Origin of the sequence: Saccharopolyspora sp. NFXS83 (assembly GCF_026241095.1) — a bacterium.
GTDB lineage: Bacteria > Actinomycetota > Actinomycetes > Mycobacteriales > Pseudonocardiaceae > Saccharopolyspora_C.
This window is the reverse complement of record NZ_JAPFGB010000008.1, coordinates 16,174-40,608: the sequence shown is the minus strand read 5'-3', so window position 1 is coordinate 40,608 and position 24,435 is coordinate 16,174. Positions and strand designations below refer to the sequence as shown.

The following is a 24,435-nucleotide window of genomic DNA, read 5'->3' as shown; positions in this document are numbered from 1 at the left end:
CGCGGCTTCGCCGCGGGGCGAGCCCGGCTGCGCCCGCCCTACGGGTGCGTCGAGGAGCGGGCGGCCGACCTGGGGTTTCAGTTGCGCAGGGGTTTCAGCCTGCAGTCGAAGTGGCGGAGCAGAGGCGGGGCCTCGGTGAGGCGGTAGCCCGGCACCTGTTCCGGGTCCTTCGCGATGGAGTCCAGCACGGAGCCGACGAAGCGCAGGTGCGTCTCGTCGTAGGAGCGCCGCGGGATGGCCAAGCGCACCAGTTCGAACGGAGCCGGTTCGCGCAGCCGGAGGTCGTCGTCGAGCTCGCCGAGGTAGAGCGAACCGAGCTCCGCCGCCCGGATTCCGCCCCGCCGGTAGAGCTCGCAGGCCAAGGCGTGGCCGGGGAACTCGGCGGGCGTCAGGTGGGTGAGCAGTCGCCCCGCGTTCAGGTAGATCGCGTGCATCCCGGACGGGCGCACCGTGCTCACCCCGGCCTGGTGCGACAGCTCCGCCAGCAGCGCCGCGGCGCTCTCCCGGCCCGCCAGGTGCTGCGGGTCGGTCACTTCCCGCAGGCCCTGCGCCACGACCTCCAGGTCCCGCCCGGAGATCCCGCCGTAGGTGACGAACCCTTCGCCCGCGATCACCAGCGCCTTGCACCGCTCGGCCAAGGCGTCGTCGCGCATGGCCAGCAGGCCACCGGCGTGACCGAGGCCGTCCTTCTTCAAGCTGATCATGCAGCCGTCGGCGAGGGCGAACTCGCGGCGCGCCACGTCGCGCGGATCCCAGTGCGAGTAACCCGGTTCCCGGCGGGTGATCAGCCACGCGTTCTCCGCGAAGCGCGCCGCGTCCAGCCAGAACGGCACGCCGTGGCGGCGGGCGATCTCGGCCGCCGCCGTCATGTTCGCCAGCGAGACCGGCTGCCCGCCCAGCCCGTTGTTCGTGATCGTCATCAGCACGATGCCGACCTTCGAGCCCTCCGGCCCGGACAGCGTCCGCTCCAGCGCGCTCAGGTCGATGTCGCCCTTGAACGGGAAGTCCGAGTCCAGGTCCGACGAGGCGGGGCACGGGAGGTCCAGCGCGCGGCCACCGGCGATCTCCACGTTGGCGCGCGTGGTGTCGAAGTGGGTGTTGCTGATGCTGATCTGGCCCGGCGAGAGCAGCGAGGAGAACAGGACGCGTTCGGCGGCGCGGCCTTGGTGCACGGGGAAGACGTGCTGGTACGGAACCAGATCGCGTACCGATTCCTCGAATCTGTACCAGCTCGACGAGCAGGCGTAGCTCTCATCGGCCTGCTCGGCGGCGGCGCGCTGCGCGGTGGACAGGGCGCCGGTGCCGGAGTCGGAGAGGAAGTCGACGCTCACGGTGCGGGCGTCGATCTTGAACGGGTTGTACCCCGCTCGTTCGATCTCGCGTTCCCGCTCCTCGCGGGACAGCGCGGGGGCGGGTTTGACGACGGCGGACAAAGTGGTCGGGAAGTCCAGCATGGTGACTCCTCAAGGCAGGGGCGCGGCACTGGGGTGCAGGGCTCGGGAGAGCGGTGCGGGGGAGGGGTGTTACCGCGGCGGGTACGACGGGCTCTGGTAGGCCTCCGAGGAGAGGTACAGCGTGACCCCCGAGTGGGAGCCGCCGATCCGCAACGAGGTGTGGGCCAGCAGCCCCGCCCCGTCGGCCAGCGGTCGAGGGGCGACCGCCGACAGCGCCTGTTCGAAGATGCCGGTGTCCACCCCTTGGCGCCGCAGCGCCCGCCACACCCGGTCCCGCGCGACTTCGTCGTCCGGCACGTAGCTGCGGATGGGGACGTAGATGCTGTAGTTGCTGGGGATCGCGGTGTCGTCGCCGGAGAACGCGTAGCTGGAGATCAGCGGCCGGCCCTCGAAGTAGTCCGCGTTGCCACCGGTGTCCCGGCAGAAGTCGATCACCTGCTGCGGGTCGACGTCCGGCACGGCCTTGGCGGCCCGCGCCGCCGCCTCCGCGGTCGCCGCGTGGTGGCTCAAGTACACCTTCACGCGGGCTTGCGGGCTGTCGGAGATGTCCACGGCGAAGAACGTGAACTGGTCGAGTTCGCCGCGCAGCAGCGCGTTCTCCCGGATCGTGTCGTAGGCGCCGGTCAGGCCCAGCCTGTCGAGGCCTTCGGCGACGAGTTCGCCCGCGCGCTCCCGGCCGCTCACCAGCGGGTTCAAGTACACCTTGATCGCCGGTGGGCCGTCGGGGGCGAAGATGAAGGAGAACCACAGGGTGAACAGGCCGGACGGGTTCTCCGGGAGGAACAGGTCCCGGACGGCGTTGAACCGGTCCAGCGGAAGCCCGTAGGTCTCCGCGAGCTCTTCGAGCAGGGCGACCGCGGCACCGGGGTCGAGGCTCGACCCGCCGTCCGGAGGTGTCTCGCCGAGCATGCGGATGCGGCATCGTCCGCTGTTGTCGACGGCCAGTGAGAATTCGGCAGGAGTGTGGTCGTCGGCGACGTCCGACGGCCACGCTGGGACCATGGACAGTGGTCTCGAATCTGATTTTCCGAGTAGTTTTGCCAGCATGGCGAGAGGGGTTGAATCTGCGATCCCGACCGAATCGCATAGATTCGATAATTGTTTTTTGGTGTACTCGCCGAGTGTTGCACCGGCCGCGCCCACAGCGCCTCCGATCGTGGGGCTAAGAATTACTTGGGAGTCAGGTTACCCGGCGAAGTCCACCTTTTGGAGATTCCAAAAACCTTGCCGAGGTGGTAAGACAGGCGTGAGTAGTTGATCAGGAAATAGTTACTCACCGTACCGGCGGTCCCTTGTGCAGCCGGTTTTCCGGGGCGTGCGGCAACCGGCGGCAAGGCGGAGGGCTGTTCGGCGTGTTCCGCGGCCCGAATATGATCACCCGTTTGGCAGACCGCGATACCAGGTCGTAACGACCCCTCCTCACCCCAAAGTCGAGCGTGGTGCCCACGTGGTGGTCAGCACGCCGATCCTCGGCCGTCGGAGGCCCCCGCGGTTGCCGAGAGGTTGATCACTCGGAGGGGCTCCGGGAGGTGCGACGGTGGCATCGGCTCAACGCCGGGACGGGTGTCTGCCGTTCGCCTCAGCGACGGCCGCCGTCCGTGCTCCGGCGAGTCGGAGGCGGTGTGGTAAGCCGGCACAATCGGCCTAGCGCTGAAACTTCGCGCTACTCCATCTGATGTTCTGTGTAATTCGGACAATTGTGGCCGTGTTGCGATGCGTATTGCGATTATGGAATCGATGGCGAGTGGTTTCGAAACGCCAAAATGATTGATTCGGGGCTTGATGAATTGATTGGTGATTTCTTGGTCGCCCGGACGTCGAAGTGGGAGTGGCGGTGGCCGCCGGAGCTGGTTTTGCGGCAGCTGGTCTCGGCTATTGCGCCATCGGAGTAGTCCGAAAGGCTGAGCGGAGGCGGAGACGAAGCGGGGCCGACCGGGCGAATCGCCCGGTCGGCCCCGCTTCGGTGGTGCTGCCGGTCAGCCCCGGCCGAGCAGCGAGCGGGCGAAGAACGCCAGGTTCGCCGGACGCTCGGCCAGCCGCCGCATGAAGTACCCGTACCACTCGTCGCCGTAGGCCACGTACACCCGCAGCCGGTGACCGTCGTCGGCCAGCCGCACCTGCTCGGCGGGGCGGATGCCGTAGAGCATCTGGAACTCGAAGCTCTCCGGCTCCCGCCGGGCGCGGGCGGCCAGGTCGGTCGCGATCGCCACCATCCGCGGATCGTGCGTCGCCACCATCGGATAACCCGCGCCCCGCATCAGGATGCGCAGGCACCGCACGTAGGACCGGTCCACTTCGGCTCGTTCCTGGAACGCCACCGACGTGGGTTCGGCGTAGGCGCCCTTGCACAGCCGCACCCGGGAGCCCGCGGTGGCCAGCTCCCGGCAGTCCTGCTCGGTGCGCCGCAAGTACGCCTGCAACACCGCACCCGTCGACGGGAAGTCCACCCGCAGGTTCCGCAGGATGTCCAAAGTGGAATCCGTGGTGGTGTGGTCCTCCATGTCGAGGGTGACCGTGGTGCCCGCCGCCGCGGCGGCCTCGCAGATCAGCTGCGCGTTCTCCAGCGCGATCTTCTCGCCGTCCTTGGGCAGGAACTGCCCCACTGCGGACAACTTCACCGACACCTCGGCCCGTTCCGCAATCCCCTCGTCGCTGAGCGAGCCGAGGACCGCCCGGTACGCGTTCACGGTGTCGGCCGCCTGCCCGGAATCGCGGGTGTCCTCGCCCAAGTGGTCCAGGCTCACGTGCAGTCCGCGCGCCGCGAGCGTGCGGGTCACCTCGACCGCGTCCTGAGCGGTCGTCCCGGCGACGTAGCGGTCCACGACCGGACCCGTCAGCGGATTGGCCTCCACGAGCCGGCGCACGTTCGCCGAACCCGCCGCAGCCAGCAATGCCGAGCGCAGCATCGGATCTCCTCGAATGCGTGGGGGAGCGGATCAGTCCATGTGCGGGTAGCCGAGCCGCGTCGGCGCGACGAAGGTCTCCTTGATCGCCCGCGGGCTGGTCCACCGCTGGATGTTGAACATCGAGCCCGCCTTGTCGTTGGTGCCGGAAGCCCGGCTCCCGCCGAACGGCTGGCGCGACACGATCGACCCGGTGGGCTTGTCGTTGACGTAGAAGTTCCCCGCCGCGTGCCGCAACTTCCGGTGCGCCAGTTCGATGGCGGCGCGGTCGGTGGAGAACACCGCCCCGGTCAGCGCGTACTGGCTGGAGGAGTCGACGACGTCCAAGATCTCCGAGTACCGCGCGTCGTCGTAGACGTGCACCGCGATGATCGGCCCGAAGTACTCGGTGGTGAACACCTCGTCGGCCGGGTCCGAGCAGACCAGCACCGTCGGCTCCACGAAGTAGCCGACGGAGTCGTCGCACCCGCCGCCCGCGAGGACCTCCACCGAGGCGGTGCCGCGCGCCCGCTGCAGCGCGGCCTCGTGCTTGGCGAACGCGCGCGCGTCGATCACCGCGCCGCCGAAGTTCCCGAATTCGGTGACGTCGCCGAAGCTGATCGATCGGGTGAGGTCGGCGAGTTCGTCGCGCAGCCCCGACTCCCAGATCGACCGCGGCACGTAGGCGCGCGAGGCCGCCGAGCACTTCTGCCCCTGGTACTCGAACGCGCCGCGCGCGAACGCCGTCGCCAGCGGTGCCGGATCGGCCGAGGGGTGCACGACGATGAAGTCCTTGCCGCCGGTCTCCCCGACGATGCGCGGGTAGCTGCGGTAGGAGTCGAGGTTGTCGGACACGGTGCGCCACAGCTTCTTGAACGTGGCCGTGGACCCGGTGAAGTGCAGCCCGGCGAAGTCCGCGTCGCCCAGCGCGACCTCGCTGACGGCCTGCCCGTCCCCGGTGACCAGGTTGATCACGCCCGGAGGCAGCCCCGCGGCCTCCAGCATGCGCATCGTGAAGTGCGCCGAGAGCTGCTGCGACGGCGTCGGCTTCCACACCACCGTGTTGCCCATCAGCGCCGGAGCGGTCGGCAGGTTCCCCGCGATGGCGGTGAAGTTGAACGGGGTGATGGCGGTGACGAAGCCGTCCAGCGGCCGGTACTCCATCCGGTTCCACTCGCCCGCCACGGAGCTCGGCTGCTCGGCCAGGATGCGCCGCGCGTAGTGCACGTTGAACCGCAGGAAGTCGATGAACTCGCAGGCCGCGTCGATCTCGGCCTGCTGCACCGACTTCGACTGCCCGAGCACGGTGGCGCCGTTGATGGTGTCCCGCCACGGCCCGGCCAGCAGGTCCGCGGCGCGCAGCAGCACCGCGGCGCGCTCGTCGAAGGAGGTCGCGGCCCAGCCCGGCGCGGCCTCCTTCGCGGCCCGCACCGCGTCGGCCACGTCCTCGCGGGTGGCCTGGGCCGAGGTGCCCAGCACGTGCGCGTGCCGGTGCGGTTGCACCACGTCGAAGCGGTCACCGCCCGCCATGCGCTGCACGCCGGCGATGGTGGAGGTGAGCTCGAAGCGCTCGGATTCGAGTTCGGCGATGCGCTTGTGCAGCGTCTCCCGCTCGGCCGATCCGGGGGCGTACGACTTGACCGGTTCGTTGCTGGGGGCCGGAACGGTGGTGATGGCATCCATGGCCTTGTCGCCTCCTTGCGCGTCGATGGCTCCTGGTTACCCAGAACACTAGGAGCGCGACGGCGATGTGCGGCTGTACGATCAGCCATCTTTGAGGGGAGCGTGTTGTTCGGTTGAACAAGGATCCGCGCGGTCCGGCGGCGAGCCCGGGAGCACCGTTGCGGCAGCTGCTCGTCGCCGTCGGGGAGCCGCTGATCGACCTGCTCGCCGCCCCGGCGGGACTCGACGCCGACGTGCGCGACGTGGTGATCGTGGAACCGGAGGAGGACTCCACCACGCACCCCGGTGACCTGGTGCTGGTGATCGGCGTCCGCGGCCGTTCCGCGCTGCGCCAAGTGCGGGCCGCGGGCCGGGACGGCGCGACGGCGGTGGCCGTCAAGACGCAGACCGAGCAGGACGCGCGAGCCCTGCGCGACGCCGCGCGCGACGCCGGGATCGCGCTGTTCGGGGTGTGGCCGGAGGTGCGCTGGGAGCAGTTGGAGTCCCTGGTGCGCTCGGTCGTCGACAACGCGCGGCTGACCGTCGAAGCCGACGCCGGGGAGTCCCTCGGCGACCTGTTCTCGCTGGCCCAGACCGTCGCGGCGATGACCGACGGCATCGTGAGCATCGAGGACACCGCCAGCAGGGTGCTCGCCTACTCCCGCTCGGACGACGACGTGGACGAGCTGCGCAGGCTGTCCATCCTCGGCCGCCGCGGCCCCGAGCCGTACCTGGCGATGCTGCGCGAGTGGGGCGTGTACGAGCGGCTGCGCTCCGGCGAGGAGGTCGTGCGCGTCGACGAACGCCCCGACCTGGGCATCCGGCGCCGGATGGCGGTCGGCATCCACGCTGGCGCGCAACCGCTGGGCACGATCTGGGTGCAGGAAGGCGCTGCTCCGCTCGAAGAGCGCTCCAGGCGGGCGTTGCTCGGCGCGGCGCGGGTGGCCGCGGTGCAGCTGATCCGGCAGCGCGCGGAGGCCAGCGCCGCGCCCCGCCTGCGGGAGAACCTGCTGATCGGGCTGCTCGACGGCAAGGTCGACGCGGCGAGCGTGGCGGGCGACATCGGCGCCGACGCGGCCCGGCCCGCGGTGGTCGTGGTGTTCACGTTGCGCGGTCGGGCCGGTGTGTCGGACCGGCCGGAGCTGGAGCTGGAGCGCACCGAGATGACCGGGTTGATCTCGGTGCACGCCGCGGCCTACCGGCGCAGCGCCCTGGTGACCACGCTGAGTTCGCGGGTGTACGTGCTGCTGCCGGACCTCCCGTCGCACGCGATGCCCGGAGTGCTGGGCATGACCAGGGAGATCGTGGCCGCCGCCGGGAAGCACCTGCGGGCGGCGGTGCAGGCCGGGGTGGGCTCGGTGGTAGCGGCGCTGGACGAGGTGGCGCACTCGCGCGCGGAGGCCGACCGCGTGCTGGACGCGATGGGCCACGACCTGGACACCCAGGTCGCCACCATCGCCGACGTGCGCTCCCGCGTGGTGCTCAGCGAGCTGCTCACCGTGCTCGGCGGCAACGAGCGGTTCCGCGATCCGCGGCTGGACGCGTTGTTCGAGCACGACGCCGAGCACTCCGGCGCGCTGGCCCGGTCGGTGCTGGCGTACCTGGAGCACTTCGGCGACGTGCGGGCCGCGAGCTCCGCGCTGCACGTGCACCCGAACACGCTGCGGCACCGGGTGCGCCGGGCCGCCGAGATCACCGGACTGGACCTCTCCGATCCCGCCGAGCGCCTGGCGGTCCAACTCCACCTGCTCCTGCACCGCCGCCTCAGCCGTTGACGGGCGGTCGCACGAACATCGTGCTGCCCGAGAGGTGCCGGGCGGCATCGCTGCACAGGAAGGCGGCCAGCCCCACCAGGTCCTCCGGTTCGCCGATCCGGCCGCCGGGGTACTGCGCGGCGACGCGTCCCAGGTGCTCGTCGCCGACGATCTCGCGCATGCCGGGGCTGTAGGTCAGTCCCGGGGCGAGCGCGGTGGTGCGGATGCCGTCGTCGGCGAGTTCCTGGTGCGCGACGTTGGCCAGGACGTTCACGCCGGCTTTGGCGCTGCCGTACGGGCTCATCCCCGGACCGCACTGCACCCCGGCCGCGCTGGAGAGGTAGAGGATGCGGCCTCCGCCACCGCGGATCATCAGGGGCGCGAAGTGCTTGGTGGTCAGGTACGCGCTGACGAGGTTCGAGTCCAGCGCTCGCCGCAGCGTCGCGACGTCGAGGTCGAGGATCGTGCTCGCGGGGTGCATCCACCCGGCGTTGTTGATCAGTGCGTCGAGTCGGCCCCACGCCCGGTCGAGCGTGGCGGCGGCCTCCCGGACCGCGGTCTCGTCGCTGACGTCGGCCTCGACGGCGAGCGCCGCGGGCGCGTGCGGCAGCCGCGCGATCTCGTCGACGACGTGCTGGGCCCGTTGCCGGTCCCGGGCGAGCACGGCCACCCGCGCGCCGTCGGCGGCGAGGCCGAGCGCGAGGGCGCGGCCGATCCCTCCGGCGGCCCCGGTCACCGCGATCGCCTTGTCCGCTATGTCGACGTTCATCTCGATCTCCTCGGAAGCCATCCACAACTCCAACGTTGCAGTTGGAATTGAGCGTAGCGCTCGGGCCGGGAGAGCCGCAACGCTGCGGCCGGAGTCGCCCGGGTGTCAGCGGGCCGCCGCCGGACCAGCGATTAAGCTGCGGATCATGGCCTGGGACACCGAGGGCACCCGGCGTCGGCTCAAGGAGGCGGCGACCGCCGAGTTCGCCGAACGCGGCCCGGACGGCACCACGATGGCGCGCATCGCGGCCCGCGCGGGCATCAACAAGGAACGCCTCTACAAGTACTTCGGCGACAAGCAGGCGCTGTTCGAGACGGTGCTCGCCGACGAGCTCGACGAGCTCGCCGCGGAGGTCGCCCGCGGTGACGACGACCTGTCCGACATCGGTGAGTTCGCCGGCCGGACCTTCGACTACTACGCCGCGCACCCGGAACTGGCCCGGCTGCTGCAGTGGGAGGGCTTGGCCGGCGGCCCCGCGGCGGACGAGCAGAACCGCGCCGAGCACTACCGGCGCAAGGTGCGGGCGTTCGCCGTCGCGCAGCGCGACGGCGCGCTCGACGGCGGACTCGACCCGGCGCACCTGGTGTTCCTGCTCATCGCGCTCGCCGCGTGGTGGTACTCGGTGCCGCAGCTGGCGCGCATGCTCACCGGCGCCGATCCGGACGACCCGGACGAGCTCGCCCGGCGGCGTGCGGGAGTCGTCGAGGCCGCGCGCCGTCTCGGTGCGCCGCGCTGAGACCCGGTATCGCCCCACGGCACGACCGCCCTCGCGGGAAGGCCGCGGACCGATCCGCACGGAGCCGCCGAGAGCCTGTCCGTGAACTCGGTCTGCGTTGCCGGTCGCTCAGCGGCTGGCGCCGCTGACAAGACGCAGAACAGGACAAGATCGCAGACGGGCGCTGAGGTTCCGCTGCTGGCGCTCGTCGCGCGGAACCACTCAGAGCTTGCGGAGCCGGACGCGGTTGATGGTGTGGTCGGAGTCCTTGCGCAGGACCAGCGTGGCACGGGGGCGGGTCGGCAGGATGTTGTCCACCAGGTTCGGCCGGTTGATGGTGTGCCACAGGTGGCTGGCCTCGGTGCGGGCGTCCTCGTCGGAGAGGTCGGCGAAGTGGTGGAAGTGCGAATCGGGGTCGGCGAAGGCGGTGCCGCGCAGCGCCAGGAACCGATCGGTGTACCAGCGTTCGATGTGGTCGGTGTGGGCGTCCACGTAGATCGAGAAGTCGAACAGGTCCGACACGGCGAGGCTCGGGCCGGGCTGGAGCACGTTGAGGCCCTCGACGATGAGGATGTCCGGCTGCCGCACCACCTGCTCCTCGCCGGGCAGGATGTCGTAGGCCAGGTGCGAGTACACGGGAGCGCTCACGGCTTCGGCGCCGGACTTGACCGCGGTGACGAACCGCAGCAGCGCCCGCCGGTCGTAGCTCTCCGGGAAGCCCTTGCGGTGCATGATGCCGCGCCGCACCAGTTCGGCCTTGGAGTGCAGGAACCCGTCGGTGGTGACCAGGTCGACCTGCGGGTGGTCCGGCCAGCGGGCCAGCAGCGTGCGCAGGATGCGCGCGGTGGTCGACTTGCCGACGGCGACGCTGCCGGCGAGGCCGATCACGAACGGCACCTTCGGCGCCGTCTCCCCGAGGAACGTGGTGGTGCTGTCGTGCAGCCGCTGCCGCGCCGCCACCTGGAGGTTGATCAGCCGCGACAGCGGCAGGTACACGTCGGCGACCTCGTCGAGGTCGACGGGTTCGCCGAGACCGCGCAGCGCCGCGAGCTCGGAATGCGACAGGGGAAGCGGGAGCGAGTCGCTGAGCTCTCGCCACTGCTTGCGGTGCAATTCGACGTACGGGCTCAGTTCGCGGACACGCGTCACAGCGCACACCCCTCGACGTTGAGGACCGGCCCGGCCAGAGCGCTCTCGGCCGGTCCGCACCGGTGCCGCCCGACCCGGCGGCACCGGCAACCCTAGATCTCGGGTACCCGCGCACGCTGTGACGCAGTGCACCGTCACCGGCACTGATCAGGTGATCGTCGACTCATGACGCGTCGTCGGACCGCTGGTTCATCCGGGAGTGGCGGTAGCCGTACGCCGCGTACACGATCAGGCCGATCACGAACCAGAGGCCGAACCGCAGCCAGGTCTCCGGCGCCAGGAAGGTCACCAGCCACAGCGAGAACACGATGCCGACCAGCGGCACGACCGGCATGCCCGGCGTGCGGAAGCCGCGCGGAAGGTCGGGCCGCTTGTAGCGCAGCACGATCACCGCGGCGCAGACCACGACGAACGCCAGCAGGATGCCGATGTTGGTCAGCTCGGCGGCCTCCTCGATGGGCAGCAGCCCGGCGAACACGGCGGAGACGATGCCGATCAGCCAGGTGAACCGGGACGGCACCTTGCGCACCGGGTGGGTCCGGGAGAACCACTTCGGCAGCAGCCCGTCGCGGGACATGGCGAAGCCGACGCGGGTGGCGCCGAGCATGAAGGTGAACAGCACGGTCAGGATGCCCAGGATCGCGCCCACGGCGATGATCGCACCCACCACGGGCAGGCCGACGTCGGCGAAGGCGGTGGCGAACGCGCTCTCCTCGCTGATCTGTTGGTACGGGATCATGCCGGTGAGCACCAGGCAGGCCAGCACGTACAGCACCATCGAGATGATCAGCGAGTACAGGATCGCCTTGGGCATGTGCTTCTGGGAGTCCTTGGACTCCTCGGCGGCGGTGCTCATCGCGTCGTAGCCGAAGACCGCGAAGAACACGGTGGCCGCGCCCGTGACGGCGCCTCCGATGCCGAACGGGAAGAACGGCGTGTAGTTGCCCGCGTTGATGTGGAACGCGCCGACGATCACCACGAGCAGCACGACGCCGACCTTGAGGTAGACCAGCGCGGTCTCGAACTTGGCCGCGCTCTTCATCCCCTGGTTGAGCACGAACGCGATCAGCAGGCACAGCAGCATCGCGAACAGGTTGACCTTGTAGCTGCCGGGTGGAGCGTCGCCGCCTTCGGTGCCGGGGGCGCCGACCATCCACAGCGGCAGGTCGATGTGCAGGAATCCGAGCAGTTCGTTGAAGTAGCCGGAGATGCCGATCGCGACGACGGACGCGATGGCGGTGTACTCCAACAGCAGGTCCCAGCCGATCAACCAGCCGACGATCTCGCCGAGCACCGCGTAGCCGTAGGTGTAGGCGGATCCGGCTTTCGGGATCATTCCGGCGAATTCCGCGTAGGAGAACGCCGCCGCGGCACTGGCGATGCCGGCGATCAGGAATGAGATCAGCACCGCGGGACCGGCTTTGCCGTGTGCGACGGCCCCCGCCAGCGAGAAGACCCCCGCCCCGATGATGCCGCCGACGCCGATGGCCGTGAGCTGCCACAGGCCCAGCGTGCGTTGCAGCCCGGTGCCCGATTCGCCGTCGTCCGTGGTGATCGAGTCGATGGGCTTGCGCCGCAGCATTCCTCTTCCAGGGCTGAGCCCAGGTACTGCCATCGCGTCCTCCTAGCGGGGCCGTAGGTTGCGGCGAAACGTACGCTCTTGATCAACCCCGCAGGTTTGTGGGGCACGACGATGTTTCCGGTCGTCCATTGTCGACCCGCACGATGATCGATCGAGATCACGATTCGGGATGCGACTTGAACCTTCCGCAGTCCTCGTCCGAATTGCGTGACGAGTAGGCCGGACGGTCGTTAGTGTTCACGTCCGCGCGGATGCGTGCGTCACGCAACGGAGGGTGATCTGCAGATGTCGAGCTACCGCAGTGTCGTTGTCGGAACCGACGGGTCGCCCCCTTCGCTGCGGGCCGTGTCGAAGGCGGCGGCGGTCGCGGCGGACACGTCGGCCAAACTGGTCATCGTGTGCGCCTACTACCCGAGCAGCGACCGGGAGGTCGAGCACGCCCAGGACGAGCTGGGTGGCGAGGCATTCCAGGTGATCGGCTCAGCGCCCGCGGAGCAGACGCTGCTGGAGGCGGCGGACCACGCCAGGCAGGCCGGTGCTCCCGAAGTGGAGACCGTGGCGCTGGTGGGCGCTCCGGTGACGTCGCTGGTCGAGGCGGCCGAGAAGGCCGACGCGGATCTGCTGGTCGTGGGTAGCAGGGGCCTGAACACGCTCAAAGGCCGATTGCTCGGGTCGGTGCCTTCCGAGGTCTCCCGCCGGGCGGATTGCGATGTGCTCGTTGTCCGGACCTCACGATGAGGACGCGCCTCGCGGCCCTGCGGTGCACCCGCTCGGCCCCGAGGTGGAGAAGGCGCTGCTAGGCGGCGAGTTCCGCTACACGAAGGCGGAGGTGGCGGCGAAGGCGGAGATCGATCTCGCACGCGCGGAACGGCTCTGGCAGGCGATGGGCTTCGCCCACGTCGATGACGACGAGGTGCTGTTCACCGACGCGGACGTGCGGGCGGTGCGGACGCTCGTGCAGCTGGTCTCCGCCGAGGTGATCACCAGCGAGGTGGAGACCGCGGTCGCGCGGACTCTCGCGCAGACGATGTCGCGGCTCGCCGAGTGGCAGGTCGGGATCTTCCGGGCGGTGCTCGGCGACCGGTTCGCCCAGGACTTGGACGTCACCGCGCAGTTCGCCGAGGCGATCACCCCGGTGATGGAGGAGTTGCAGGGCTACGTGTGGCGCCGGCACCTCGCGGCGACGGCGTCCCGGGAGCTCGCCGAGCGCGGCGGTGCCGCCGACGAGCACGTGCAGGTGATCGGCTTCGCCGACCTGGTGGGGTACACGCGCTTGATCCGCGACTTCAGCGAGGTCGAGCTGGCCGGTCTGATCGACGAGTTCGAGGAGTCGGCGACCAGCGTCGTCGCGGAGAACCGCGGGCGCATCGTGAAGACGGTCGGCGACGAGGTCCTGTTCGTGACGGATGCGGCGGCCGACGCGGCGGAGATCGCGTTGACGCTCAACGAGCGGATCACCGGCGCGGGCAAGCTGCCGCCGCTGCGGATCGGCCTGGCGCAGGGGTCGGTGCTGGCGAGGTTCGGCGACGTGTACGGCTCGACGGTGAACATCGCCAGCAGGCTCACCTCGGTGGCGCGGCCGGCGTCGGCCTTGGTGGATCGGGAGCTCGCCACCTCGCTGCGCTCACACCCCGCTTATTCCTTGACCTCGATCGGACCTACGAAGGTGCAGAGCTTCCGCGGATTGCGCGCCTACGCCTTGCGTCGCGCTCGCTGAGCGGAGTCAGTGCCGGAGTGGCTGCTCTGTTCGAGCGGTCCCGAGCGGGTTCGGTTGCCGACGTTCTCGCGGCACCTCTAGCTTCGGGTTCGGCGAGGTCGACGATCTCGCCGAACCCGTGGGGGAAACGGGGTCACCGGCACCGGCGGACATCTGGGGAGGAATCGTCCACCCCGCTCGACGGCGCTTCTGCTGATCGCACCGACCGATTCCGGCCGGTTTCTCGTGATCGGTTCCGTCGAATCGTGCGCGAATGTCCTGGGCGAGCCGTGCCCGGAGCCGGGGGCGCATTCACGCAACGGGGGTTCGGCTCACGGCATCACACGGTCAGCGGGGACGCGGTCAGTACGTGGCACCCGGGAACGAATCGGCGGGCGGGCGTTTCGGCCCGCTGTTCCCGACGGTTCCGCCGCGAGAACCCACCGGATTGCCGATGGCCGAGGAATTCGGCCTGGCCCGGTGGGAAGGTCGACGGCGGGGAGACCCTCGACGAGCAGCAGAGCACCGTGCTCGACTCGGAGTTCGCCTATTTCGGCCAGTTCGTGGACCACAACGTCACCTTCGACCCGACGAGCATGCTCGGGCAGGAGGTCGACCCGAACGCGCTGCGCGGTTTCCGGCCGCCGCGGCTTGACCTGGACACCCGCTACGGCGGTGGTCCGGTGGTCAACGAATATCTCTACGATCCCGAATCCAGCGGTACGAAACTCGCCTCGGATCCCGGTGGCCATGATTTCGCCCGGACCAAGGAGGACATCGCGCTGATCGGTGATCCGCGCAGCGACGAGAGCCTGCTCCTGGCGCAAATGCACTTGGCGTTCATCAAGTTCCACGACCGCGTCGTGGATGATCTGCGCTCCGGCCAGATCACCGACGTGTTCGGCACCGGCTTCCCGGCCCAGCCGGCGCCGCCGCCGGACGACGTGGCGGGCGCGCGGCTGGAGGACCTGCTCGACCTGGGCGACTACTACGGCGATCTGCCAGCAGATCACCCGCTGGCACTACCAGTGGATCCTGCACCACGAGTTCCTGCCGCTGGTGGTCGGTGAGCAGCTGATCGAGGACATCGACGAGAACGGCCTGCGCTTCTACGACGTGCAACGGCCGTTCATCCCCGTGGAGTTCGCGGTCGCGGCCTACCGGTTCGGCCACTCCACGATCCGCTCGCGGTACCGGGTCAACGAGCACTTCGTCGCGGACCTGTTCCCGCTCGACCCGGAGGCCGCGGAGGAGCCGCGCACGGACCTGCGGGGCGGTCCGGTGCGGCCGGAGCACGCCGTGGACTGGCGGTACTTCTTCCAGCTGGACCCGGAGATCAAGGCGGCGCGGGCGAAGCGCCTGGAGGCGAAGCTCAACCGCAGGTCGCTGGACCTGCCGGGGCGGGCGGTGCCGGGCGCGGTGGAGGGTGCGCTGCCTCGCAGCTCGGCTCGCTGGTGGTGCGCAACCTGCTGCGCAGCGAGACCCAGCAGCTGCCGTCGGGGCAGGACGTGGCGCGCAAGATCGGCGAGATCCCGCTGACCGACGAGGAGTTGGACAGCGAGGGGCCGATCTACCTCTGCGTGCTCAAGGAGGCCGAGGTCCTGCACGCGGGCAGGCGGCTGGGCCCGGTCGGCGGGCGGATCGTCGCCGAGACGCTGATCGGGATGCTGCAGTCCGACCCGGCGTCCTACCTGTCGGTGTTCCCGAGGTGGGAGCCGACCGTCGGTGGCGTCGGCCAGGAGTTCGGCATCACCGACTTCCTGACCTGCTCGGGTGTCGTCCCGAAGCGGTGACGACCGGCGGTTCGTGGGCGGGCGTTCGGGGCCCGCCCACGGCTCCGCCGGCATCGACGCTGCGTGGCCGGGTGCTTACGGGCTGGGCCGATCGGGCGGCCCCGGCGGCCGTTGTGATCAATATCGCTCGAACGGAGCAACCGGGCTGGTCCGCGGCTCGCGCAAGGCCTTGGCGAGGCCGTTCCGGCCGGTGATCGCCGGGGCGGATGACCTGCGAAATCAGTTGCGTGACGCAACTTGTTGCCGTTGTGCGGGGCGTGGGTGAGCCGCTCGTGTTTTGGGTGGTTTGACCGGCCGTTCGGGCGGTTGCAGCGCCGCGAGCTCCCGGAAGTGGGATGCCGCGACCCCGTCGGCGCCATATGGTCGGACGCATGGGAGTCGATCCGGGAATCTCGGGAGCAGTGCCAGCCGACCACTCCGACGAGGTCGCCGCCCTGGTCGACGAATACGCGAAAATCCCGCCCGGACAGCAGGTGCGGCTGGCCAAGCCCACCTCCAACCTGTTCCGGTTCCGCGACTCCGCCACCACCGGTCTCGACGTCGGCAGGCTCAACCGGGTGCTCTCAGTGGACCCGGGCACCCGCACCGCGCAGGTGCAGGGCATGGCCACCTACGAGACCGTCGTCGACGCGCACCTGCCCACCGGGCACATGCCGCTGGTCATCCCGCAGCTCAAGACGATCACCCTCGGCGGCGCCGTCGCCGGGCTCGGCATCGAGGCCGGCTCGTTCCGCAGCGGTCTGCCGCACGAATCGGTGCGCGAGATGGAGATCCTCACCGGCTCCGGCGAGGTCGTGCTGGCCCGGCCGGACAACGAGCACGCCGACCTGTTCCGCGGCTTCCCGAACTCCTACGGCACCCTCGGCTACGCGCTGCGCCTCGAAGTCGAGGTCGAACGCACCGAGCCCTACGTGCGGCTGCGCCACGTCCGGTTCTCCACCGCCGAGGAGTGCGCCGCGGCCATCGAGGAGATCTGCCGGGACCGCGCCTTCGAAGGCCACCGCGTGGACTTCATCGACGGCACGGTGTTCGCCGCGGACGAGCAGTACCTCACCGTCGGCACCTACGTCGCCGAGGCGCCCGAGACCAGCGACTACACCGGACAGCGGATCTACTACCGCTCGCTGCGCGAGCGCCAGACCGATCACCTGCGCACCCACGACTACCTGTGGCGCTGGGACACCGACTGGTTCTGGTGCTCCCGCGCGTTCGGCGTCCAGAACCCCGCGGTCCGCGCGGTGTGGCCGCGCAAGTACCGGCGTTCCGACGTCTACCGCCGCATCGTGGCCTGGGACCGCAAGGTCGGGCTCTCGGACCGCCTCGCCCGCCGCAGGGGAGCGGCGGGCAGCGAACCGGTGATCCAGGACGTCGAGATCCCGGTGCGGCGGCTGCCGGAGTTCCTGGAGTTCTTCCACCGCGAGATCGGCATCGAACCGATCTGGCTGTGCCCGGTGCGGCTGCGCGACCCGCAGGGCTGGTCGCTCTACCCGATGGACCCGGACACGCTCTACGTCAACGTGGGCTTCTGGTCCGCGGTCGACACCAGGCCCGGGGACGCGCCGGGCGAGTACAACCGCGCCATCGAAGACGTCGTCGGCGAACTGGACGGGCACAAGTCGCTGTACTCCGACTCGTTCTACGAGCCGGAGGAGTTCTGGCGGCTCTACAACCGCCCCGCCTACGACAAGCTGAAGCAGCGATACGACCCCGGCGACCGGCTTCCCGGTCTGTACGAGAAGTGCGTCGGCAAGCGGTAGGGGTCGGTAGGGAGGAGAACCGAACATGGGTTGGGCAGAGGTGTTCCCGCGCATCCTGGGGGACGGGCTCGACGTCGAGTTCCGCGCCTACGACGGCAGCCGCGCGGGACGGGCCGGAGCGGACATCGTGCTGGAGCTGCGGTCTCCGCTGGCGCTGTCGCACCTGGCGGCCTCCCCGGACGAGCTCGGCCTGGTCCGGGCCTACGTCACCGGGGCGCTGGAAGTGCACGGCGACATGCACGAGGCGCTGTCCCGCTTCCCGGACATCGCGATCGGCGAGGTGCCGACCCGCACGAAGATCGACCTGCTCGCCCGGCTCGCCGCGCAACGGCTGTGGTGGCCGGTGGGCCCGCCGCCGGAGGAGTACCGGCCGCGCGGCGGCTTGCGGCATTCGAAGCTGCGCGACAGCAAGTCCGTCTCGTACCACTACGACGTGTCGAACCGGTTCTACGAGTGGGTGCTGGGCCCGTCGATGGCCTACACCTGCGCCGTGTACCCGGAGGCGGGCTCCAGCCTGGAGGAGGCGCAGTACACCAAGCACGACCTGGTGGCGCGCAAGCTCGGTCTCGGCGAAGGCATGCGGCTGCTCGACGTCGGCTGCGGCTGGGGCGGCATGGTGATGCACGCCGCGGAGCACTACGGAGTGCGCGCGCTGGGCGTGACCCTGTCGCTGCAGCAGGCGCAGTGGGCGCAGAAGGCCATCGTGGACCGCGGCCTCGCCGACCTGGCCGAGGTGCGGCACCTGGACTACCGGGACGTGCCGGAGTCGGACTTCGACGCGATCAGCTCCATCGGCATGACCGAGCACATCGGACTCGGACAGCTGCCCGCGTACTTCTCGTCGCTGCGCGAGAAGCTGCGCCCCGGCGGCCGGTTGCTGAACCACTCCATCACCCGGCCCGACGGCACTCGCGGTTCCAAACCCGGCAAGTTCATCGGCCGCTACGTGTTCCCCGACGGCGAGCTGGAGGGGCCGGGGACGCTGATGTCGGCGATGCACGACAACGGTTTCGAGGTCCGCCACACCGAGGACCTGCGCGAGCACTACGCCCTGACCCTCCGGGACTGGTGCGCGAACCTGGAGGCGCACTGGGACGAGGCGGTGGACGAGGTCGGCCCGGCGCGGGCGCGGATCTGGCGGCTCTACATGGCGGGGTCGCGGCTGGGCTTCGAGCTCAACAACATCCAGCTGCACCAGATGCTCGGGGTGCGCCTGGACGAGGGCCGCTCGGGGATGCCGCTGCGCCCGTCCTGGTGAGACCGCACGTGCCGCGAGGTCGTCGTGCTGCGCGCCCGACGACCTCGCGGCACTTCGGCCCCGGCCGGGAGCGGCTCTTGCCGCGGCCCGTGCGGAACCCCGAGATCGACACTCATCGTGACGAGTTCGCTACTCTCTATCGCGGCTCTCGTTGACGCGAACTGAATGCGGGGTGGTGACATGACCGGGAAGGGCCGGGCGCTGCTCATCGCCACCGACGGCTATTCCGACGCCACCTTCCGGCAGTTGCGGGCGCCGCGTGCCGACGCCGAGGCGCTTGCCGAGGTGCTCGCCGACCCGGCCGTCGGCGGCTACGAGGTCGAGGCGCTGCACGATCCGCCCGCGCACGAGGCGAACCTGGCGATCGAGGACTTGTTCGCGGCGGCCTGGCTGGACGACCTGGTGCTGCTGTACGTCTCCGGGCACGGGATCAGGGACGACTTCGGTCAGCTGCACTTGGCGATGACCAACTCGCGCCACGACCGGCTCAACGCGACCGCGGTCAGCGCCCAGTTCGTCCGCAACCAGATGGACAACACCAGGTCCCGACGGGTGGTGGTCGTCCTGGACTGCTGCTTCGCGGGCGCGTTCCCGCCCGGATCCACTCATCGCGCGGGGGAGAGCGTCGGCGTCCTCTCGCAGCTGGGCGGGCGCGGCAGCGCGGTCATGACGTCCTCGTCGGCGCTGGAGTACTCGTTCGAGTCGGGCGTGACCGACCCGACGGTCCTGGGGACCGCCAGGCCGTCGGTGTTCACCGGAGCTCTGGTCGAAGGTCTGCGCACCGGTGGCGCGGACCGCAACGGCGACGGCCTGATCGACGTGGACGAGCTCTACGACTTCATCTACGAACACGTCGAAGCCGCGGGCAAACCCCAGACTCCGGGCCTGGACAGCCAGTTCCAGGGGCGCTTGATCGTGGCCGCGAGCGCGGCGGCGACCGACCTCCCGCCGGAGTTCGCCCAAGCCCTGCGCAGCACGCTCCCGGCGGTGCGGCTGGCGGTCGTGGGCGAGCTGTCCGAGCTGCTGAGAGCGGACGGCACCGGCTCGTCGGGAGCCGCCCGCACGGCGCTGCGGGGGCTCGCCGCGGACGACGTCGGCTTCGTCGCGACCGCTGCGCGAGCAGCGCTGGAACGCGTCGGTAGCGGCGCGTCGCCGACCGTGAAGACCGTCGTGCGCAGCGACATCGCCGTCGAAGACCCCGCACCGGAACGGACTTCCCGGAGGCACGAGGCCCGGCCGCCCATCGGAGGGCCCGCGCACCCGGCCGCTTCCGGCTCCCACCCGGGAGGACCTGCCCGAGTTGCCGGAAATCCACCGCGAAAGCGGGGGCGCAGAGCGCGGCGGGTGGTCGGCCTCGGTGTGATTGCGTTCGCCGCCTACTTCGTGATCTCGCACTTGCCCGGCGGCGGCGATGTCGCTCCACCGGAGCCGACGACCGGGGAAGCGCCGGCTCTTGAGGCGTTCGCGCCCCTTCCGAAGCGACCGGAGCCGCTGCCCGACAAGGTCACGTGCGAGTACCGGGGGAATCGGGATACGCCGACCGGGACGGTGACGGCCCCGGACAGCGGTCAGGTTCCCGCGAAAGGCCTCGTGCGGGCCACCATCAGCACCAACACGGGCGCCATCCAGGTGCTCCTGGACCGGTCGCTGGCGCCGTGCGCGGTCAACGAGTTCGTCCACCTGGCAGAACAAGGCTTCTACAACGGCAGCAGCTGCGGGAACAACCTGCACGCCGTGGTCTTGTCGTGCCGCCCGCGAGGCGACGCATCGGGCGACGGCTGGACCGATGAGACCTTCTCCCTGCCGCGCCACCTCCGCGGCTACCTGACGATGCCGGAGTCCTCGTACCCGAGCGTGACGTTGCGTTTCGCCAACGGTCAGCCGACCTCTGCCAGCACGGTGTTGGGCACGCTCTCCCTGAACGGGATGAAGACCTTCGAGAGCAAGCGCCGCGAGATCGCCGAATTGACCACCGGCGTCCCGGACGCCGTCGTCATCAACGGCGTCGACGTTCAGGACTGACCCTCAGCCGGGCAGGTCGGCCACCGACGTCGCGGGGATCAGTTCCCCGGCCGGTTCGCGGATCCACCAAGCCCCGGACCGGTGCTGGTCCCGATCCGCGAAGCGGTAGCGGTAGAGCCGGACGCGGACTCGGGCGGGCGGTTCGTCGGGGAAGGGGTCGTGGCGCAGCAGTCGTCCGATCCGGTGATCACCGCGCAGCAGTGCGCGCAGGAGTGCGGGCAGCCATGAGCGGCCGTAGTTCGGGGCGATGGCGACGAACCACAGCAGCCAGCCCAGCCGGTGGTGGTACGGCGCGACCTGCGGCGGTCTGCGCTTCGGATCTCCTGGTTTGCCGGGGAATTCGTACTCTCGCCAGCCGGATTCCCCGCTGCGGTCGGAAGTTCCCTCGATGACGACTTCGTAGCGGGTGCGGGTGACGGTGCCGAACGCGCCGTAGGTGCCGCCGAGGTGCAGCGCGTTGAAGCTGCGGTTCATCACCTGGTGCTTGCCGAGCATGTTGCGCACCGGGTGGTGGGCGATCAGCACCATCCCCGCCGTCACCGCCAGCACCAGGGCCTGGTGCCACAGCGGCGAATCCCGCGTCTCGGGGACGGTGAACCGCAGCAGCCGGTCGTCCATCGCTGAGAAGGCCAGCGCGATCGTGATCAGGTTCAGCCACGCGAAGTTGCCGCTGAGCAGCAGCCAGCACTGGGTGATCGCGATGAGCACGGCCGCCACGTTCGCCACCGGCTGCGGCGCGAACAGCGCGAACGGCACCACCAGCTGCGTCCCGTGGTTCGCCAGCACTTCGGCCTTGTGCAGCGGACCCGGCAACCGGTGGAAGAAGCGGCTGAGCGGGCCGGGCATCGGCTGCGTCTCGTGGTGGTGGTGCAGCGCCGTCAGATCTCGCCAGCAGGAGTCGCCGCGCAGCTTGATCAGCCCGGCGCCGAACTCCACGCGGAACAGCAGCCAGCAGAGCAGCCACAGCACCGGCGCCGGGGGAGTGGTGTGCGCGGGGCCCAGGAACACCACCAGGAACCCGGCCTCCAGCAGCAGCGACTCCCAGCCGAAGCCGTACCAGATCTGGCCGATGTTGACGATCGACAGGTACAGCACCCACATCACCAGCCACACCAGCGTCCACGCCCACAGCGGTAGCGCGCTCACCACGCCGAGCAGCGCGGCGGAGCTCAGCAGCACGCCCGTCCACGCCACCGCGCCGAGCGAGCGGTCCGAGTAGCGCAGGTGGAACAGGCTGGGGCTGCGGCGGAAACCCACCGCCCGCAGGAACCGGGGCGCCGGGGTGAGCCCGTGCTCCCCGGCCAGCGGGCGGAACTGGCGCACGGCGTTGACGAAGCCGAGCAGGTAGATGGCGGCGACCAGGTGCGCGCAGACCGCCCGTGCCTGCCGGTACTCCGGCGCCCAGAACCAGGAGCCCATCGCTCGCCTCCTTCCCCGCACTCGCAGTGTGCCCACCGGGCGGCGGCGGCACGCGCCCGCCACGGCGCTGCTCAGCGCACCGGCGGTGCCGCCTAGACTTCGGCGCGGGAGGCGGGAACGAGTGTTGGACGAAGTCGCGCGGCTGCTGGCGTGCCCGCACTGCGGTGGTGGGCTGGAACCGGCCGATCGCACCTTGCGCTGCCCCGCGAACCACGCGTTCGACCTGGCGAAGCAGGGCTACGCGAGCCTGCTGGGCGGGCGCGGCGCACCCGGTCCGGGCGACACCGCCGCGATGGTCGCCGCCCGCGCGGACTTCCTGACCGCCGGGCACTACGCCCCGATCGCCGACGCGCTCGCCGAGCACACCGCCGACGTGCACCCCGGCGGGCCGCTGCTGGACCTCGGCGCGGGCACCGGGCAGTACCTGGCGCACGTGCTGGAGCGGTTGCCGGGCGAGGTGGGCCTCGCGCTGGACGTCTCCAAGTACGCCTCCCGCCGCGCGGCCAAGGCGCACCCGCGCGCGTCGGCGGTGCTCGCCGACGCCTGGCAGGCGCTGCCGGTGCGCGACGCGGCGATCGGCTCGGTGCTGAACGTGTTCGCCCCGCGAAACCCCGCCGAGACGCATCGCGCGCTGCGACCGGGCGGGCACCTGGTGGTGATCACCCCGAACGCCGGGCACCTGGCCGAACTGGTGTCCGCGCTGGACCTGCTCAGCGTCGACGAGCGCAAACCCCAGCGCCTCGCCGACCAGCTCGCGGGCCACTTCGAGCCGGTGGCGTCATCGGTCCGCGAGTTCCCGCTGCGCTTGGACCGCGCGGAGATCGCCACGATCGTCGGCATGGGCCCGAACGCCTGGCACTCGGCCGACGCCCTCCCGGAACGCATCGCGGCGCTGCCCGACGCCTTCCCGATCACGGCGTCGGTCACCGTTTCGGTCCACCGCCGCCGTTGACGCGCCCCTGAAACGCGAAGAACGGCCCGCCGGGGCACCGGCGGGCCGTTCGGGAGCGCGGGGCTCAGCCGTCCTTGCGGGAGATCTCGATCATCTCGTCGCGTTCGACGACCTTGATGCGTTCGCGTCCCTGGGCCTCGCCGAGGGCCTGCTCGTGCGCGTCGAGCAGGTTCCAGCCGTCCCAGGTGGTGTAGCGGACGCCGTTGTCCTCCAGCAGCCGCAGCACGCTGTCGCGGTCGGGCTCCTCGGCGGAGGGCATCGAGTCCAGGTCGGACAGCAGGTTGTTGATGGTCTCCAGCGCGTCGCCCTTGGTGTGGCCGATGAGGCCGACGGGGCCGCGCTTGATCCAGCCCGTCGTGTAGACGCCGCTGATGTGGTCGCCGTCGAGGTCGAGCACCCGGCCGCCCTCGTTCGGGACGGTGCCCGTGCCGTGGTCGAACGGGATGTCCGGCACGGGGGAGCTCAGGTAGCCGACCGCGCGGTACACGGCCTGCGCGGGGGTGGTCTCGAACTCGCCGGTGCCGCGCACGTTGCCGTCGCCGGTGAGTTCCATGACCTCGGTGCGCAGTCCCTCGACGCGGTCGGTGCCGAGGACCTCGACGGGGCCGCGCAGGAAGTGGAAGTGCAGCCGGCGCGGGGTGTCGTTCTTCGGGTCCCGCAGCGCCCAATCCTGGAAGGTCTTGACGATGGTCTTGACCTGGTTGCTGCCGCGGATGGCCTCTTCGCTGGCCTCGTCGAGCTCGAAGCCCTCCGGGTGCACGATGAGCTCCACGCCCGGCTGGTGGTCGAGCTCGCGCAGCTCCAGCGGCGTGAACTTGGCCTGCGCGGGACCGCGGCGGGCGAACAGGTGCACGTCGGTGACCTGCGAGTTCTTCAGGCCCTGGTAGACGTTGTCCGGGATCTCGGTGCTCAGCAGGTCGTCGGCCTGCTTCGCGAGCACCCGCGCCACGTCCAGTGCCACGTTGCCCGCGCCGATCACGGCGACTTCCTTGGCGTCCAGCGTCCAGTCGCGGGCCGCCTCGGGGTAGCCGTCGTACCAGTACACGAAGTCCGCGGCGCCGTGGCTCTGCGCGAGGTCGATGCCGGGGATGTCCAGCGCCCGGTCCTTGTCGGCGCCGGTGGAGAAGATCACCGCGTCGTAGTGGTGCTGCAGCTGGTCGAGCTTGATGTCCTCGCCGTAGTTGACGCCACCGAGGAACCGGATCTCCGGCTTCTCCATGATCCGCCGCAACGCGTTGACGATGCCTTTGATCCGGGGGTGGTCGGGTGCGACCCCGTAGCGGATGAGCCCGTACGGAGCGGGCATCCGGTCGAGCAGGTCGATGTCCACTGGGGTCTCGGATTTCGTCAGGATGTCCGCGGCGTACACGCCGGCGGGGCCGGCCCCGACGATCGCCACTCGCAGTGGGCGGGTCATGCGTGTCCTCCTGCTCGACTTCACGGGTGGCACCGGGGAATCGGCCCCCGGGCCCGGTGGGGCGCGCCGCGGCGGGTTCCCGGGGAGTCCTGAGCGGGTCCCCGGCGCGCGCGGTGCGATCCGATCCCCCTAGCTTAGGTTGCCCTTACCGCAA

20 protein-coding genes are annotated in these 24,435 nt (G+C 70.4%); 11 read left to right on the top strand and 9 right to left on the bottom strand.

What is annotated here, in order from left to right; all coding sequences use genetic code 11:
* Nucleotides 1–77: 77 nt before the first annotated feature.
* The 4 genes from OOZ19_RS11100 to pruA form a co-directional block, all read right to left on the bottom strand.
* The gene (locus OOZ19_RS11100) at nucleotides 78–1,454 is read right to left on the bottom strand and encodes a tryptophanase (protein ID WP_266089992.1); all 1,377 of its coding nucleotides are present in this window, start codon (nucleotides 1,452–1,454) and stop codon (nucleotides 78–80) included.
* A gap of 69 nt (nucleotides 1,455–1,523) precedes the next feature.
* Nucleotides 1,524–2,597, bottom strand: coding sequence for a tryptophan dimethylallyltransferase family protein (locus tag OOZ19_RS11095; RefSeq protein WP_266089991.1), 1,074 nt, complete (start codon nucleotides 2,595–2,597; stop codon nucleotides 1,524–1,526).
* Nucleotides 2,598–3,430: 833 nt separating this feature from the next.
* Complete coding sequence (locus OOZ19_RS11090) at nucleotides 3,431–4,360, bottom strand: proline dehydrogenase family protein (RefSeq protein WP_266089990.1); 930 nt, start codon at nucleotides 4,358–4,360, stop codon at nucleotides 3,431–3,433.
* A 30-nt stretch (nucleotides 4,361–4,390) separates the two neighbouring features.
* The gene (gene pruA, locus OOZ19_RS11085; protein ID WP_266089989.1) at nucleotides 4,391–6,019 is read right to left on the bottom strand and encodes an L-glutamate gamma-semialdehyde dehydrogenase; all 1,629 of its coding nucleotides are present in this window, start codon (nucleotides 6,017–6,019) and stop codon (nucleotides 4,391–4,393) included.
* 158 nt (nucleotides 6,020–6,177) lie between these two features.
* On the opposite strand from pruA, the gene OOZ19_RS11080 reads away from it, so the two are divergent.
* Nucleotides 6,178–7,773 (top strand): helix-turn-helix domain-containing protein, encoded by a 1,596-nt coding sequence (locus OOZ19_RS11080; RefSeq protein ID WP_266089988.1) that lies wholly within the window; start codon nucleotides 6,178–6,180, stop codon nucleotides 7,771–7,773.
* On the opposite strand, the gene OOZ19_RS11075 is transcribed toward OOZ19_RS11080, so the two are convergent.
* Nucleotides 7,763–8,542 carry an SDR family NAD(P)-dependent oxidoreductase gene (locus tag OOZ19_RS11075; RefSeq protein WP_266089987.1) on the bottom strand — a complete coding sequence of 260 codons (780 nt, stop codon included), beginning with the start codon at nucleotides 8,540–8,542 and terminating at the stop codon, nucleotides 7,763–7,765. The two genes, OOZ19_RS11080 and OOZ19_RS11075, sit on opposite strands and share 11 nt — an antisense overlap.
* Before the next feature lie 124 nt (nucleotides 8,543–8,666).
* Between OOZ19_RS11075 and OOZ19_RS11070 the strand changes: the two genes are divergently transcribed.
* Nucleotides 8,667–9,257 carry a TetR/AcrR family transcriptional regulator gene (locus OOZ19_RS11070; RefSeq protein ID WP_266089986.1) on the top strand — a complete coding sequence of 197 codons (591 nt, stop codon included), beginning with the start codon at nucleotides 8,667–8,669 and terminating at the stop codon, nucleotides 9,255–9,257.
* Nucleotides 9,258–9,458: 201 nt separating this feature from the next.
* Here the strand turns inward: OOZ19_RS11070 and coaA are convergent, their stop codons facing one another.
* Together coaA and OOZ19_RS11060 are read right to left on the bottom strand one after the other, a co-directional pair.
* Nucleotides 9,459–10,385, bottom strand: coding sequence for a type I pantothenate kinase (coaA, locus tag OOZ19_RS11065; protein WP_266089985.1), 927 nt, complete (start codon nucleotides 10,383–10,385; stop codon nucleotides 9,459–9,461).
* A gap of 163 nt (nucleotides 10,386–10,548) precedes the next feature.
* On the bottom strand, nucleotides 10,549–12,000 hold the full coding sequence (locus tag OOZ19_RS11060) for an amino acid permease (protein ID WP_266089984.1): 1,452 nt from the start codon (nucleotides 11,998–12,000) through the stop codon (nucleotides 10,549–10,551).
* 252 nt (nucleotides 12,001–12,252) lie between these two features.
* Between OOZ19_RS11060 and OOZ19_RS11055 the strand changes: the two genes are divergently transcribed.
* The 8 genes from OOZ19_RS11055 to OOZ19_RS11020 all read left to right on the top strand — a co-directional run bounded on the left by OOZ19_RS11055 (nucleotide 12,253) and on the right by OOZ19_RS11020 (nucleotide 20,493).
* Nucleotides 12,253–12,705, top strand: coding sequence for a universal stress protein (locus tag OOZ19_RS11055; RefSeq protein ID WP_266089983.1), 453 nt, complete (start codon nucleotides 12,253–12,255; stop codon nucleotides 12,703–12,705).
* The gene (locus tag OOZ19_RS11050; protein ID WP_266089982.1) at nucleotides 12,686–13,684 is read left to right on the top strand and encodes an adenylate/guanylate cyclase domain-containing protein; all 999 of its coding nucleotides are present in this window, start codon (nucleotides 12,686–12,688) and stop codon (nucleotides 13,682–13,684) included. The genes OOZ19_RS11055 and OOZ19_RS11050 overlap by 20 nt, the downstream gene beginning before the upstream one ends.
* Nucleotides 13,685–14,190: 506 nt before the next feature.
* On the top strand, nucleotides 14,191–14,733 hold the full coding sequence (locus tag OOZ19_RS11045; protein WP_266089981.1) for a peroxidase family protein: 543 nt from the start codon (nucleotides 14,191–14,193) through the stop codon (nucleotides 14,731–14,733).
* A complete protein-coding gene (locus OOZ19_RS11040; protein ID WP_266089980.1) occupies nucleotides 14,723–15,202 on the top strand; it encodes a peroxidase family protein in 480 nt (159 codons plus the stop codon). Before OOZ19_RS11045 ends, OOZ19_RS11040 begins: the two co-directional genes overlap by 11 nt.
* On the top strand, nucleotides 15,172–15,456 hold the full coding sequence (locus OOZ19_RS11035; protein ID WP_266089979.1) for a hypothetical protein: 285 nt from the start codon (nucleotides 15,172–15,174) through the stop codon (nucleotides 15,454–15,456). Before OOZ19_RS11040 ends, OOZ19_RS11035 begins: the two co-directional genes overlap by 31 nt.
* 371 nt (nucleotides 15,457–15,827) lie before the next feature.
* Nucleotides 15,828–17,213 carry an FAD-binding oxidoreductase gene (locus OOZ19_RS11030; protein WP_266089978.1) on the top strand — a complete coding sequence of 462 codons (1,386 nt, stop codon included), beginning with the start codon at nucleotides 15,828–15,830 and terminating at the stop codon, nucleotides 17,211–17,213.
* Between the two features lie 25 nt (nucleotides 17,214–17,238).
* Nucleotides 17,239–18,471 (top strand): SAM-dependent methyltransferase, encoded by a 1,233-nt coding sequence (locus tag OOZ19_RS11025; RefSeq protein ID WP_266089977.1) that lies wholly within the window; start codon nucleotides 17,239–17,241, stop codon nucleotides 18,469–18,471.
* 180 nt (nucleotides 18,472–18,651) lie between these two features.
* On the top strand, nucleotides 18,652–20,493 hold the full coding sequence (locus OOZ19_RS11020) for a caspase, EACC1-associated type (protein ID WP_266089976.1): 1,842 nt from the start codon (nucleotides 18,652–18,654) through the stop codon (nucleotides 20,491–20,493).
* A gap of 3 nt (nucleotides 20,494–20,496) precedes the next feature.
* Here OOZ19_RS11020 and OOZ19_RS11015 read toward each other — a convergent pair whose 3' ends face one another.
* A complete protein-coding gene (locus OOZ19_RS11015; protein WP_266089975.1) occupies nucleotides 20,497–21,912 on the bottom strand; it encodes a lipase maturation factor family protein in 1,416 nt (471 codons plus the stop codon).
* 121 nt (nucleotides 21,913–22,033) lie between these two features.
* On the opposite strand from OOZ19_RS11015, the gene OOZ19_RS11010 reads away from it, so the two are divergent.
* Nucleotides 22,034–22,864 carry a putative RNA methyltransferase gene (locus tag OOZ19_RS11010; RefSeq protein ID WP_266089974.1) on the top strand — a complete coding sequence of 277 codons (831 nt, stop codon included), beginning with the start codon at nucleotides 22,034–22,036 and terminating at the stop codon, nucleotides 22,862–22,864.
* 64 nt (nucleotides 22,865–22,928) lie between these two features.
* On the opposite strand, the gene OOZ19_RS11005 is transcribed toward OOZ19_RS11010, so the two are convergent.
* Nucleotides 22,929–24,281 carry an FAD-dependent oxidoreductase gene (locus OOZ19_RS11005; protein ID WP_266089973.1) on the bottom strand — a complete coding sequence of 451 codons (1,353 nt, stop codon included), beginning with the start codon at nucleotides 24,279–24,281 and terminating at the stop codon, nucleotides 22,929–22,931.
* Nucleotides 24,282–24,435: the final 154 nt, after the last annotated feature.

Coding starts and splice junctions, on each gene's coding strand:
- OOZ19_RS11100 (WP_266089992.1), bottom strand. CDS start 1,454: ATGCTGGACTTCCCGACCACTTTGTCCGCCGTCGTCAAACCCGCCCCC.
- OOZ19_RS11090 (WP_266089990.1), bottom strand. CDS start 4,360: ATGCTGCGCTCGGCATTGCTGGCTGCGGCGGGTTCGGCGAACGTGCGC.
- pruA (WP_266089989.1), bottom strand. CDS start 6,019: ATGGATGCCATCACCACCGTTCCGGCCCCCAGCAACGAACCGGTCAAG.
- OOZ19_RS11075 (WP_266089987.1), bottom strand. CDS start 8,542: ATGGCTTCCGAGGAGATCGAGATGAACGTCGACATAGCGGACAAGGCG.
- OOZ19_RS11070 (WP_266089986.1), top strand. CDS start 8,667: ATGGCCTGGGACACCGAGGGCACCCGGCGTCGGCTCAAGGAGGCGGCG.
- OOZ19_RS11060 (WP_266089984.1), bottom strand. CDS start 12,000: ATGGCAGTACCTGGGCTCAGCCCTGGAAGAGGAATGCTGCGGCGCAAG.
- OOZ19_RS11055 (WP_266089983.1), top strand. CDS start 12,253: ATGTCGAGCTACCGCAGTGTCGTTGTCGGAACCGACGGGTCGCCCCCT.
- OOZ19_RS11030 (WP_266089978.1), top strand. CDS start 15,828: ATGGGAGTCGATCCGGGAATCTCGGGAGCAGTGCCAGCCGACCACTCC.
- OOZ19_RS11025 (WP_266089977.1), top strand. CDS start 17,239: ATGGGTTGGGCAGAGGTGTTCCCGCGCATCCTGGGGGACGGGCTCGAC.
- OOZ19_RS11020 (WP_266089976.1), top strand. CDS start 18,652: ATGACCGGGAAGGGCCGGGCGCTGCTCATCGCCACCGACGGCTATTCC.
- OOZ19_RS11015 (WP_266089975.1), bottom strand. CDS start 21,912: ATGGGCTCCTGGTTCTGGGCGCCGGAGTACCGGCAGGCACGGGCGGTC.
- OOZ19_RS11005 (WP_266089973.1), bottom strand. CDS start 24,281: ATGACCCGCCCACTGCGAGTGGCGATCGTCGGGGCCGGCCCCGCCGGC.